Annotated in this window: 9 protein-coding genes; 3 read left to right on the top strand and 6 right to left on the bottom strand. The window is 75.5% G+C overall.

The genetic code is table 11. The annotated features are described in order from the left end of the window. Nucleotides 1-1,365 precede the first annotated feature (1,365 nt). On the top strand, nt 1,366-2,133 hold the full coding sequence (locus D476_RS40075) for a CHAT domain-containing protein (protein ID WP_394296929.1): 768 nt from the start codon (nt 1,366-1,368) through the stop codon (nt 2,131-2,133). A gap of 902 nt (nt 2,134-3,035) precedes the next feature. Then, nucleotides 3,036-3,425: a DUF2203 domain-containing protein gene (locus D476_RS0111765; RefSeq protein ID WP_017624152.1), complete on the top strand. Its 390-nt coding sequence runs from the start codon at nt 3,036-3,038 to the stop codon at nt 3,423-3,425. A gap of 636 nt (nt 3,426-4,061) precedes the next feature. Here D476_RS0111765 and D476_RS0111760 read toward each other — a convergent pair. From D476_RS0111760 to D476_RS0111735, 6 genes are all read right to left on the bottom strand, one after another. After that, the gene (locus D476_RS0111760) at nt 4,062-4,715 is read right to left on the bottom strand and encodes an MBL fold metallo-hydrolase (RefSeq protein WP_026123430.1); all 654 of its coding nucleotides are present in this window, start codon (nt 4,713-4,715) and stop codon (nt 4,062-4,064) included. 8 nt (nt 4,716-4,723) lie between these two features. After that, complete coding sequence (locus tag D476_RS0111755) at nt 4,724-5,512, bottom strand: enoyl-CoA hydratase-related protein (RefSeq protein ID WP_017624150.1); 789 nt, start codon at nt 5,510-5,512, stop codon at nt 4,724-4,726. Nucleotides 5,513-5,532: 20 nt separating this feature from the next. Continuing rightward, on the bottom strand, nt 5,533-6,021 hold the full coding sequence (locus D476_RS0111750) for a peroxiredoxin (RefSeq protein ID WP_017624149.1): 489 nt from the start codon (nt 6,019-6,021) through the stop codon (nt 5,533-5,535). Between the two features lie 294 nt (nt 6,022-6,315). Further along, entirely contained in the window at nt 6,316-7,449 is a 1,134-nt protein-coding gene (locus tag D476_RS0111745; RefSeq protein ID WP_017624148.1) for an alkaline phosphatase family protein, read from the bottom strand. A 31-nt stretch (nt 7,450-7,480) separates the two neighbouring features. Further along, nucleotides 7,481-8,074, bottom strand: coding sequence for a DUF5998 family protein (locus D476_RS0111740; protein WP_239648681.1), 594 nt, complete (start codon nt 8,072-8,074; stop codon nt 7,481-7,483). Nucleotides 8,075-8,935: 861 nt separating this feature from the next. After that, nucleotides 8,936-11,653, bottom strand: coding sequence for a bifunctional acetate--CoA ligase family protein/GNAT family N-acetyltransferase (locus D476_RS0111735; protein WP_017624146.1), 2,718 nt, complete (start codon nt 11,651-11,653; stop codon nt 8,936-8,938). A gap of 240 nt (nt 11,654-11,893) precedes the next feature. Between D476_RS0111735 and D476_RS0111730 the strand changes: the two genes are divergently transcribed. After that, on the top strand, nt 11,894-12,796 hold the full coding sequence (locus tag D476_RS0111730) for a carbohydrate kinase family protein (protein WP_040726095.1): 903 nt from the start codon (nt 11,894-11,896) through the stop codon (nt 12,794-12,796). Nucleotides 12,797-12,806: the final 10 nt, after the last annotated feature.

Here is a 12,806-nt window from a genome sequence, read left to right as displayed (position 1 = left end):
CCCCGCCCCCGCCAGGCCCGGCTGGCCATTCGCGCCCTCCGCGGAGGGCCCGGACTGTCCGGGCCCGCGCTCGACCGGCGCCCCGACCCGGCCGCCGCCCTCCTCCGGTGCGGCGTCGCCGACGCGCAGAGGGGCCATATCCCCCGCGCCGTCGTCGCCCTCGACGCCGCGCTCGAACGGGTCGGCCCGCGGACCCCCGAGCGGCTGCTGCCCGCCCTGCTCGCCAACCGCGGACTCGCCCTGGTCTACGCCGACCGGCTCGCCGAGGCCGCCGACGACCTCTCCCGCGCCCTGGCCCTGGCGGACGCACGGCGCCTGGGCTACCTGCGCGCCGCGATCCTGCAGAACCTCGGCTGCCTGGAGTCCCGGCGCGGCGACACCGCCGAGGCCCTCCGCCTGTTCACCGAGGCCTCCGCGGGGTCCACCCGCTCCCGGCGCGTCGCCCTGCTGATCGACGGCGCCGACGCGCTCCTCGCCGCGGGCCTGCCCGAGGAGGCGCGGCTGCGGCTGGAGTCCTTCGGAGGCCCCGGCGCGGCCGGTCCGCTGCTGGGTGAGGCGGCGGCCCTGCTCGTCGACGCCAAGCACCGGCTGGCCCGCGGGGACCGGCAGGCCGCCCTCGCCCAGGCGCGCCGGGTGCGCGCCCGGTTCGCCCCCGACTCGCTGTGGGCGCACCTGGCCGGGACGGTCGCGTGGTCGGCCCGCTGCCTGTCGGCGCCGACGCCGTCGGCGGGAGTCCGCCGCCGCACCGCCGCGCGGTGCGCGGTCTACGCGCCGACCGGGGCCGCCGGGGCCGTCCGTCCCACCCGCGACCAGGCCGCCGCTGCCGCGCTGGTGGACGCGGGCCGACACGCCGCGGCGCTGCACCGGCTGGCGGCGGACCGCCCCGGCCACGCCGAGGCGGCCGGGCACACGCGGCCGCGTGAACGCGCGATCGCCGCCGAGGGCGCGCGCCGGGCCCTGGCGGAGGGGCGCGGGGAGGACCTGCTGGCCTGGCTGGAGTACGGCCGGTCCGGCCGGGGCGCCGCGGCCTGCCGGGACCGGGCGTGGGCGGGGCTGCTGGAGCGGCTGCGCGACGCCTACCGGCGGGCCGAGGAGGGGGACGACGCGGCGCACTCGGAGATCGGGCACTGGTCGGCCCGGCTGGCGGCCGCGCAATTGCACCGGTGCCGGTCCGCGCCACCGCGCGGCGCCCGCGTCCTGGAGGAGCTGCGCGACCGGCTCGGCGGGCGGGCGCTGGTCTCCTACGCCGTCGTGGACGGGGACTGCGCGGCGGTGGTGGTGGCCGACGGCCGGGCGGAGGCGCACGTCCTGGCCCCTGCGGCGCACGTCGCCAGGGAATGCGCGAAGTTCGCGTTCGACGTGCGCATGGGGGCCCTGCGGGGTGTGGAGGAGAGCCGGGGCGCGGCGATGTCGGCGCGCCTGCTGGACCGGATGCTGCTGGGGCCGCTCGCGGAGGCTCTGAGCGACCGACCGGTGGTGGTGTGCCCCGCGCCGGTGGCCCAAGAGCTTCCCTGGGGGCGGCTGCCCACGCTGCGCGGCCGGGAGGTGTGCGTGGTTCCCTCCGCCCGTTCATGGCTGGATGCCGAAGCGGCGGCAGGGTGGGCGGAGGCCGCGGGACCGGCNGGCCCGGGGGTTCCGGGCGCGGCCGCCGAGGCCGGACGGGTGCGGGAGATCCTGCAGCGGGCCGGGGTGGAGACACGGGTGTTGAAGGGGCCGGAGGCCACCGTGGCCGAGCTGCGCGCGAGCCTGCCCGGGGCGCGGGTGGCCCACCTGATCGGGCACGGAGGGATGGCACCGGCGACACCGATGCTTGCGGCGCTCCTCTTCAAAGACGGGCCGCTGTTCGCCTACGACGCGGAGATGCTCCCGCGGGCGCCGCGCTTGGCGGTGCTGTCGGCGTGCTGGCTGGGGATGTCGACCCCGGCACCGTCCGGCGCGCCGCTGGGGATGGGAACGGCTCTGCTGTCGCGCGGGGCCGGGACCGTGGTGGCCTCGGCGGTACCGGTGCAGGACAGGGAGGTGAAGGGGCCGATGGGGGCGTTCTACGCGGCCGTGGCGGCGGGAACGCCCCCGGCCAGGGCGGTGGCCGACCACTTGGCGGAACACGGCTTCCTGTGCATGGGCGCGGGCTGACCCGGTGAACCCACGGCGGGCGCGGACCGATCAGGTCGTTTCGATCGGCCCGCGCCCGCCGAGCTGCGCCTCCGGGGCGGGGCGAATCCGGCCAGCGGCCGCAACGCGGCGACAGTGAACGGGACCGACCGTGGAAGGCCCTCCCCCACCGGCTTTCAAGCGGACCGCGAATCTTCGGAGGCGGTGACGTCCGCACAACTTCCGGCGGCCGCGGCCGCCGCGGCCCGGGCCACGTGCACGGAACTTCCGTCCAGCCGGGTCAGCGGTCACGTCCGCTGGAGTGGTGTCATTTCCGTCCGACCAGGTCGGCGCGGGCGTCACGGCCCAGGGGCGGCCCGCCTCGGTGCCGGTGCCATGACCGGCGCCCCGGCCTGTCGGCGGGTGGCCGAAGACCGACCGGCCAGGGCGGCCGCGGCCGCCGAGAAATCCACCACTCCAGCGGACGCCACCAGGTCAGCCCACTGGTTCCGGTTCTGGGGGAAGACCGGACCGCCTTTGAAGCCCTGACCTGGGCCCCGCCCTTCGGCGCGCGGCCGGGGGACGCCCTCCGAAGGCGGTCGTAGTCGGCGGAAGCTCCACCACCCCAGCGGACCTGGCCTCGGAGGCGGACCGCGCCTTCGCGACCACGTCCGCGGCATCTCCGTCCGAGCAGGTCGGTACGGTCGTCGCGGAGTTGGGCGGCACTGCCCCTGCGTCGGCATCCTGACCGGCGCCCGGCCTGGTGGCGGGTCGCCTCCGGCCGACGCCGTCCTCGTGGCCCCGGGCGGGGGTTCGGATGGTACAGACTGGGGCCATCGGGCGGGACCGCGATCCGCCCGGTGGCGGACCGCCGTGTCCCGCCCTGCTCCGCAGGAGTCCGTTTCCTTCCCGCGTGAACGCGGGGGTTTCCCGGAGGTCGACCGATGAGCTACGAGAACGACGACGCCCCAGAGCATCGGGAGTTCACCCTCGACGAGGTCCACGCGCTCATGCCGGAGGTCATGGAGCGCGCCGGTGAGCTGGTCGCGCTCCGCGCCGACATGGCCGAACTCGCCGCCGACCTGCGGATCGCCGGGGACTCGGCACTCGGAGGGCGGGCCGAGCTCAAGGGGATGGAAGCGCGCTTCAGCGAACTCCAGGCCTGGTTTCCCGACAACGGCATCGAGGTCAAAGGGCTGGCACCGATCCTGCTCGACTTCCCCGCCATGCTCGACGGGGCGTCCGTGCGCCTGTGCTGGCTCGAAGGGGAGACCGCCCTCGGGTGGTACCACCGGAGCGAACTCGGCTTCTTCGGCCGCCGCCCCCTCCCTTAGATCGTTGATGGGAAGCCCTGTATCGGCTGCGGACACGGCGAGGGGCGCCCGTGGCCGGTGTGTGCGGGCCGGGTGCGCCAGCGGACCAGGGCGGTGGTCCCGACGCTGAAGGGCCGGTCGGGGTCGGAGCGCCGTGCCGGGTGCACCGCCGGAGCGCATGGGCCGGGAGTGCGCCGGAGGGGCTGCGCGCCTTGCCCCGCGATCCGGCACGACCGGCTGATCGGTGCCCCGGCCAAGCGGCTGCCGGTGGTCTCCGACCAATGACCGGGGCACACATTCCCCAGCAACGATTCGGGGCACGTCTCTCGGATCAGACCCGATGACGCGACGCCCGGGCACGGTCCTCGCCGCGTCCTCATCGGTCGACGGCCTGCTGACCCGCCCCTATTCGGGCCGGGTGACGCCGCCGGTGCCTTCCACGGCCCCGATCCAGGAGACGCGCCCTGGTGTCCACCGCGCCGCAGCCCCCGGCCGCCGTGCTCCGGAGCCCTGCCGACGTGCGCCGGAGCCCCGGAGCGCCGAAGGGCCGGCGGCGTCCGCCGGTTCGGCTTCGTCTCGCTCCGGGGCCGTTGTAGGGGAGCACCCCGTCCCTCTCAGGGCGAACGACGCCCGGCCGGTGCCGACGGCGCCGGGGCCTCACCAGCCCCGCTGCCGCCATTCGTCCAGGTGGGGGCGCTCGGCGCCCAGGGTGGTGTCCTTACCGTGGCCCGGGTACACCCAGGTCTCGTCGTCCATCTCGGCGAAGACGCGCTCCTCCACGTCGCCCAGCAGCGACCGGAAGTCCGCCTCCGACCACGTCTTGCCCACGCCGCCGGGGAACAGGCTGTCGCCGGTGAACAGGTGCGTCCCCCCGTCGGGGTCGTCGTAGCGCAGCGCGATCGACCCCGGCGTGTGCCCGCGCAGGTGGATGACCCGCAGCGTGCACTCGCCCACCGGGACACCGGCACCGTGCTCCACCGGGTCGTCGACCGACACCGGGAGCTCGTCGCCGTCGCTCGGGTGGGCCACCGTGCGCGCCCCCGTGACCCCCACCACCTCGGCCAGGGCCTGCCAGTGGTCGGGGTGCCGGTGGGTGGTGATCACTCGGGCCAGGCCGCCGTCGCCGACCAGGTCCACGATCCGGTCCGCCTCCGCGGCGGCGTCGATGAGCACCGCCTCGCCGGTCCGCTTGCACCGCAGCAGGTAGGCGTTGTTGTCCATCCGCCCCACGGCGAGCTTGCTGATGGTCAGTTCTGCCAGGTCGCGTACGTCGGCCGGTCCGCCGACCCTGGTATCTCCTGAGTAGGTCACGTCTCCCATTACAACACCCACCGCGGTCTGCGCTTCTCGAAGAAGGCGCTGCGGCCTTCGGCCGCCTCCTCCCCCGCGAAGTAGCCCTCCGACAGTTCCGTCATCCGGGCGAACTCCGCCGCCCTGTCCGCCGCCCCCTGCCCGGCCAGCAGCGCCTTCGCACCCGCCAGCGCGCCGGGGGCGGCCGCGCGCATCCCGTCGGCGATCCGCTCCACGGCCTCGTCCAGCCCGGCGCGCGGGACCGCCTCGGTCAGCAGCCCCGCCGCGACCGCCTCGCGGGCGCCGAACACCTCGCCGGTCAGCAGGTACCGGCTCAGGGCGCGGTCGTGCAGCCGCCGCCGGACGGGGACCGAGATCACCGCGGGGACCAGGCCGATGCGCACCTCGGTGAAGGCGAACTCGGTGTCCTCCGGCGCGATCGCCATGTCGGCCGCCGCGACCAGGCCGAGCCCTCCAGCCCGCGCCGTCCCGTTCAAGCGGGCGACCACCGGCTTGGGGGCGTCCATGATCGCGGAGAAGATCTCCCCCATGCCGGGCGCCCCCGGGCCGGGATCGCGCCCCGCCAGTCGCTCGGCGACCTCCTTGAGGTCGGCGCCCGCGCAGAACACGGTCCCCGCCCCGGTCAGCACGACCGCGCGCACGTCCTCGTCGGCCGTCGCGGCCCGCAGCTCGGCGAGCAGGGCGGTGCGCAGCGGCGCGGACAGGGCGTTGCGGTTGCGCTCGGAGTCCAGGGTGATCGTCGCGATCCCGCGGTCGGTGCCGCGCCGTACGGGCGGTGCGCCGTCGGCCTCGGCCATCGGGTCTCCTTCCGTTGCGGTCATCGGCCCGCGGACCCGGCGCCGCCCGCCTTGCGCAGCGCGGCCAGCGCCCCGTCGGCGTGGGCGTTCATCCGGATCTCGCTCCTGACGACGTGCAGGACCCGGCGGTCGGTTCCGATGACGAAGGTGCACCGGCGGGTGGGCGCCAGCGCCGACAGGCCGGGGGCGGCGCGCCGGACGCCGTAGGCGCGGGCCGCCGTCCCGTCCGCGTCGGAGAGGAGGGGGAAGCCGAACCCGTGCATCCCGGCGAAGGCGCTCTGCCGTTCGACGGCGTCCGCGCTGATCCCCGCGCATCCGGCACCGATCCGGGCGAACTCCTCCGACAGGTCGCGGAAGTGGCAGCTCTCCGCCGTGCACCCGGGCGTCATCGCCGCAGGGTAGAAGAACAGCGCGATGGGCCCCTGTGCCAGCAGCCCGTCCAGGTCGCGCACGCGCCCGTTCTGGTCCGGGAGGGAGAACCCGGGCGCGGTGTCTCCGATATCAACCACGGGGCGCAATCTAGCCCACCCGCCGCTCGGCCACCACCCTTGATCACCGCCCGTGTGGGGGCGCGGCGGTGGAACAGGAGGTGGAGCGGTGCGGTGGGCGGTGGGCACCGATGGTCCGGAGGCCGACGCATGTGTCCGGCGGGGGCACGGCGGACGGACCGCGCGCCCTGTCCCGGCGGCGCCGGGCCAGCCCCTCCGAGCCCTCCGACGGGACCGACGTTCACCACAGGTCGGCACCTCGCCAGCCCCGCACCGCGCGCCCGTTCCGGTGCCCTGGGCCGCGGCCCGGCGGGGTCACTCGCCGATGGTCGTGTACGTCAGCAGCGGCACCCGCAGCTCCTCCGGCGTCAGGGAACCGTGCTGGCCCACCAGTGCGCTCTCGACCGGCTCCGCCCGGGGCGCCACCAGCGCGCACGACCCCGTGGCGACCGCCAGCACGTCGCCGATGCGCTCGCGCACCCCGTCGTCCACCCGGCCGAACAGGCCCGCCGCGACCGCCTCCTCCCGGGTCATCACCCGGGCGCGCCCCTCCAGGCGCTCCGCCCAGGCGTCCCGCACGTCCGCGGCCGCGCCCGGGACGGTGTACACCTGCCGCACGCGCGCCTCCCCCGCGAGCACGCGCACCCCGCGCGTGAGCCCCGGGTCGGCCTCCACGTCGATCCGGCAGTTGGGGCCCGTGTCGACCATGCCGTGGTCCGCCGTCACGTACAGCGCCGCGTCCGGCGGGAGCGCCTCGGCGACCTGCTCGGCCAGCCGGTCGACGTGGCCCAGGTGCAGCCGCCAGTAGTCGGAGTCCATGCCGAACATGTGCCCGTAGGTGTCCAGGTCGGCGTGGTAGACGAAGACCAGCGACCGCTCCCCCGTGGACATGGCCGCACCCGCGCGCACCGCCAGTTCGGTGATGTCGTTGGCGGGAAGGTAGCGGCTGCCCCGGGCCGAGGCGCGGCTGAGCCCGCTGCCCTCGTAGGACCCGGCGGCCACGTACCCGGTCGCCACCCCGGCGCGCTCGGCGCGCTGGTACACGGTGGTGCACGGCTGCCAGGACTCCGGGTCGACGTCGGCGTCCCAGCGCAGCTGGTTGAGGACGGTGTCCTGGCCGGGCACGGCGACCTTGTAGCCGACGACCCCGTGATGCCCGGGCGCCAGCCCGGTCCCGAAGGAGGTCAGGCTGGTCGCGGTGGTCGTGGGGAAGCCCGCCGTGATCGGTGCGGCGTCCCCGATCAGGGACGACAGGAAGGGGGCGCGCTCGCGGTGGGCGAGCAGCGCCTCCCAGCCCAGCCCGTCCACCAGGAGCACGCAGGCGCGGCGCGCCGGGGGCAGGCCGAGCACGTCGGGCTCGCCGTCCACCCCCAGCGATGCCAGCACGGACGGGGCCAGGTCGGCCAGGGACGCGGTGCCGTAGCCGGGGACGTCGAAGGGGGTGGTCACGGGCTTCCTCCAGGCTCCGTGATGGGCCGCCTCAGCCGGAGGCGGCCTCGGCCAGCACCGAGGCGAAGTTGAGCATGGTGGCGACCGCCTCCGGCCCGTCGGCGGCCTGGCTGACCCTGAGGGTCAGGGGTTCGGCGGTGATGGCGCCGGTGTAGCCGTGGTCGGCCTCACAGGTCTCGTCGGCGCAGGCGGCCGGCTCCAGGTCCACGTGGGCGACGGCGCCCCAGTTCACGCTCAGGCTGATGTTCAGGACCAGCTCGGCGGGCAGGGTCCCGGCGACGTGGTTGGCGGGGTCGGTGACCACCCGGGTCAGGGCGACCGACTGGATGTTGTCGAGCCGGATGGCGTCGGTGGTGGTGGACGCCTGGGGCCGGTCGGCGCCCTCCGTCGCCGGGTGCTCGTCGGTGTGGCAGACCACCAGCCGGGTCGCGGTGAGCAGTAGGACGGTGATGTGCCGCCGCATCTCCATCGCGGGATCGAAGGTGGCCTCGTGGTGGACGACGAAGGCGTCGGCGCTCTCACTGCCGAGAGCGGCGGCGACGGCGTCGGTCACCAGGCCGGGGTAGTACCCGCTGCGCTCGATCTCCGAGCGCCAGTCGGTGGACACGGCACGCGTTTTCCTCATACCTCCATCCTGCCCTCTCCCGCAGACAGATCGCACCCTGGTCGGCGCGGTCGCGGCGACCCGGGAGCGGTCGGGCGCCCATGGGTAGCGCACCGGTAGGGCGGGTACGGGCGGGGGCATGAAGGCGATTGCGCGCATCCGATTCCGGATTCCCCGCGGCTCCGCGCCCCGTGGAACGGTCCCGCCGCTGCCGAAACCGCCGCCGCCGGGTCCGGGGCCGACCCCGCCGGGCCCGGCCCCGGTCCCGCCGGAGCCGCCTGTCCCCGACCCTGAACCGGGGCCCGGCCCCGGACCGGGCCCCGTGCCGCCCGAACCCGAACCGCAGCCCGAACCGGCCTGAGGCTCCAAGGCCGCGGGGCGGCGGGCCGGTCGGGCGTGTTTCTGGATCAGGTCCGTAGCGGGGCACCGGCGGGGTCATGCGGCCCGGGGATGAGTCGGCCTGCTCGCCGTCGACCGGTGAGAACACGGCGAGGACCGTGCCCGGGCGCCGCGCAGTAGGGCCTGGCCCGGGAAACGCGCCCTGGATCGTTGATGGGAACCCCTGTATCGGCCGCGGACACGGCGAGGGGCGCCCGTGGCCGGTGTGTGCGGAGCGCCGTGCCGGGCGCACCGCCGGGGCCCATGGCCCGGGGCGCGCCGAAGGCACCGCGCGCCCTACGCCGCGACCCGGCACGACCGCCTGACCGGTGCCCCGGCCAAGCGGTCGCCGGTGGCCGACGACCGATGGCCGGGGCACACAGTCCCCGGCAACGATCCAGGTCGCCGAGCGGCGGAGGGGCGGGCGCCCTGTCCGGGCGGCCCGCCCCGCGCCGCTTCCGCCGTGTACCGGCTCGCCCTGTACCGGCTCTGCCCTGCGGCCTCCTAGAACGCCACTCCGCGCAGCCTCCTCGGGCCCGAGTCCGGGCGGATGTCGGGGGCCTCGCGCAGCCACACCCTCGCCCCCAGGACGTGCGCCCCCTCGGCGTTCACCGTCACCGGGTCCAGGTCCATGTGGCCGATCTCCGGGAACGCGTCCGCCAGTCGGGACACCCGCACGAGCAGCTCCTCCAGCGCCTCCACGTTCGGCTGCTCGGCCAGGGTCGTCGCCCCGGCGGGCAGGCCGAACAGCAGCGGGGCCGCCCGGACCGCGTGGACCAGGTCGCTGGCGTCGGCGTGGGTCAGCGGCGCCAGGCGGAAGGCCCGGTCGTCCAGCAGCTCGGCGGTCACGTCGGCCAGGCCGAACCCCACCACCGCGCCGAACGACGGGTTGTCCCCCGCCCGCACCACCGTGGGCACGCCGGGCACCACCATCCGCTGCACCACCAGCATCGCCTCGTCGCCGAGGCGGCCGTGCAGCGCGGTGAAGGCCCCCCGCACGTCGTCCGGGGTGCGCAGGTCGGCGCGGATGCCGGTGCCGCCCGCGCGCAGTCGCAGGTCGGGGGCGTTGGCCTTGACCACGACCGGGTACCCCAGCTCCTCGGCGGCCGCGACCGCCCCGTCGGCGTCGAAGACCGGCACGTCGGGCCAGACGTCGATGCCGTAGCAGGACAGCAGCTCGCGGGCGGTCTCGGGGGGCACCGCCGACTCCTCGCCGTGCACCGGCTCGCTGGTGAACCACACCGGCCGCGCCGCCTCGGCGCCGCCGCGCTCCAGCGCCCGGTCGATGACGGCGCGGGCGCGCGCGCCGTCCACGTCGGCCAGCTCGGGGTGGCGCCCCGGGTCCCGCTCGCGCCAGAGCGCGTACCGGGTGGCGTGCGCCAGCGCGCGCACCGCGTCCTCGGGGGCGAGGTAGGAGGGCACCGACCCGCGGGCGGTCTCGCCCTTCTCGTTGACCTGCCGCAGCTCCTCGGGGAGCCCTTGGTGCCCCAGGTAGGTGGTGAGGATGGGCTTGCCGGAGGTGGCCGCCTTGGAGCGCATCACCGCCGCCACATCGTCGGAGATGGGCGTCAGCGCCGGGATGAACACCACGATGACCGCGTGCACGGCGTCGTCGGCGAGCGCCTTGGACAGGGCCTGGTCGAAGTCCTCGGCGGTCGCCTTGGGGCCCAGGTCGACCGGGTCGTGCGGCTTGAGCCCCTCGCGCACGCACGCGTCCTTGACCAGCAGCCCCAGCGAGTCGGAGTTGCCGAGGATGGCCACCCGCGGCCCGGCCGGGAGCGGCTGGTAGGCGAAGAGCTGGGCGACGTCGAACATCTGGGTGATGTCGTCCACGCGCACCACCCCGGCCTGCTCGAACAGGGAGGTCACCGCGTAGTCGGGCAGCGACAGCGCCCCCGCGGCGTGCCCGGTGGGCACCCCCGAGGAGCCGCCGCTGCGCACCGCCACCACCGGCTTGTGCTGGGCCAGCCGCCGCGCCAGCCGGGTGAACTTGCGCGGGTTGCCCAGCGACTCCAGGTACTGCAGCACGACCTCGGTCGCCGGGTCCTCCTGCCAGTACTGGATCAGGTCGTTGCCGGACACGTCGGCCCGGTTGCCCGCCGACACGAACGTCGACAAGCCGATGCCGCGCTCGGAGACCCGCTGCAGGATGGCCCGCCCCAGCGCGCCGGACTGGGAGAAGAAGCCGATGGGCCCACGCGGCGGCACGTATGGCGACAGGGTCGCGTTCAGCGACACGGCCGGGTCGGTGTTGGCGACCCCCAGGCCGTTGGGGCCCACCACCCGCATGCCCTCCGCGCGCGCGGTGGTGACCAGGTCGTCCTGGCGGGCCTTGCCCTCGGGGCCGACCTCGCCGAACCCGGAGGTGACCACGACCAGCCCGTGCACGCCCTTGCGGGCGCACTCGCGGACCACGTCGCCCACCATGTCGGCGCGCACCGCCACCACGGCCAGGTCGACCGGGTCGGGGATGTCGAGCACGCTCGGGTAGGCGCGCACCCCGGCGACGGCGCGCGCCTCGGGGTGCACCGGGTAGACGGGCCCCTGGAAGTCCCCGGCGAGGAGGTTGCGCAGCGCGGTCTGCCCGACGGTGTGGGCGGTGCGGCTGGCGCCGATGACGGCGACCGACTCGGGGAAGAGCAGCCGCGCGATGGAGCGCGACTCGGCGCGCTGCTCGCGGGCCCGCATGACCTCTTCGGAGTGGTCGGTGGGCTCCAGGTCCAGGGTGAGGCGGATGACGCCCTCGTCGAAGGTCTGCTGGGCGGTGTAGCCCGCCTCCCGGAAGACGTTGATCATGCGCCGGTTCTCCGGCAGCACGTCGGCGATGAAGCGGCGCACCCCGCGCTCGCGTGCGGCGGCGCCGATGTGCTCCAGCAGGACGGAGGCCAGGCCGCGCCCCTGGTGGGCGTCCTCGACGAGGAAGGCCACCTCGGCCTCGTCCTCGCCGATCTTGTCGTAACGCACGACGGCGACCATCACGCCGGAGATGGTGGCGATCAGGCCGACCCGCTCGTCGTAGTCCACGTGGGTGAAGCGCTTGACGTCGCGGTCGGACAGGCGGGGGTAGGGCGCGAAGAAGCGGTAGTAGATGGTCTCGGGCGACAGGCGCGCGTGGAAGGCGCGCAGCAGGTCGCCGTCGTCGGGCGTGATCGGGCGGATGTGGGCCGTCCCGCCGTCGGTGAGTACTACGTCGGCTTCCCAGTGGTTCGGGTATGGCTGCACGGATTTGAGCCTAAGGGAGATCGGCCCCGGTGTGGTGAACGCCGCACCCCGTTTCGGAGGACGTTCGGGCGGTGCCGCTTCGTTACCTCGCCGTACCGGAGAACCTGTTAACGTCTCTGTGCATATGCTCGCAGGCCCGCGCGCACGGGGTCGGGCGACCGGGGCGCCGGCGGGCCGGAAGGCGCGTACGGTCGGGAGTTCTCCCCCGCTCGGCGGGGACGCAAGGTGGTGGTGGACGCAATGGCACGAGTCGTCGTGATCGGTGACCTCATGACCGATTCCGTCGCGCGGGCGTTCTACCCGCTCGCGCGCGGCAGCGACACCCCCGCCTCGGTCCTGACCTACGGCGGCGGGTCGGGCGCCAACGTCGCCGCCTGGCTGGCGCTGGAGGGCGCCGAGGCCACGTTCGTGGGGCGCCGCGGCTCCGACATCACCGGCCGCACCCGCGAGATGGAGCTGATGGGCTACGGGGTCGACTCGCGCCTGGTGATGGACCCCGAGCGGGCGACCGGCACCTGCGTCGTGATGATCACCCACCGCGGCGACCGGACCATGCTCAGCGACCCGGGCGCCAACGCCCGCCTGCAGCCCGAGGACCTGCCGCGCGACGTGTTCGCCCCCGACGGGCACCTGCACGTGTCCGGGTACACGCTGATCAACGAGGACTCCCGGCGGGCGGCCCGGATGGCGCTGCGCATGGCGCGCGAGTCCGGGATGTCGATCTCGGTCGACGGCGGCTCGCACGCCCCGCTCAAGCGGGCGGGCGCGGAGAACTTCCTGGACTGGACCAACGGTGCGCGGCTGCTGTTCGCCAACACCGACCAGGCCGAGGTGCTGACCGGCCGGGACGACCCGGAGGCGGCCGCCAAGGTGCTCACCGCGTGGTTCCCCGCCGTGGTGATCAAGCTCGGCGACGAGGGCGCGCTGTGGGCGGCCAAGGGCCGCGACGAGATCATCCGCGTCCCGGCCGAGCCGGTGGAGCCCTCCCCCGGCTCGATCGGCGCGGGCGACGCGTTCATGGCGGGGTTCCTGCCGCTGTGGCTGTCGGGCAAGCACCCGAAGGACGCCCTGGCCCGCGCCCAGCACCTGGCCGCCCGCGCACTGCACATGCCCGGCGCCCGCCCCGACCTGGGCGACCTGTAGCGGCGCCGGG

Source organism: Nocardiopsis chromatogenes YIM 90109 (genome assembly GCF_000341185.1).
GTDB classification, from domain to species: domain Bacteria; phylum Actinomycetota; class Actinomycetes; order Streptosporangiales; family Streptosporangiaceae; genus Nocardiopsis_A; species Nocardiopsis_A chromatogenes.
This window is presented reverse-complemented; position numbering and strand designations above follow the sequence as displayed.

Bases quoted from the DNA above. Each gene is read 5' to 3' on its own strand.
- D476_RS0111765 (WP_017624152.1), top strand. From the start codon at position 3,036: ATGAGCTACGAGAACGACGACGCCCCAGAGCATCGGGAGTTCACCCTC.
- D476_RS0111755 (WP_017624150.1), bottom strand. From the start codon at position 5,512: ATGGCCGAGGCCGACGGCGCACCGCCCGTACGGCGCGGCACCGACCGC.
- D476_RS0111740 (WP_239648681.1), bottom strand. From the start codon at position 8,074: ATGAGGAAAACGCGTGCCGTGTCCACCGACTGGCGCTCGGAGATCGAG.
- D476_RS0111730 (WP_040726095.1), top strand. From the start codon at position 11,894: ATGGCACGAGTCGTCGTGATCGGTGACCTCATGACCGATTCCGTCGCG.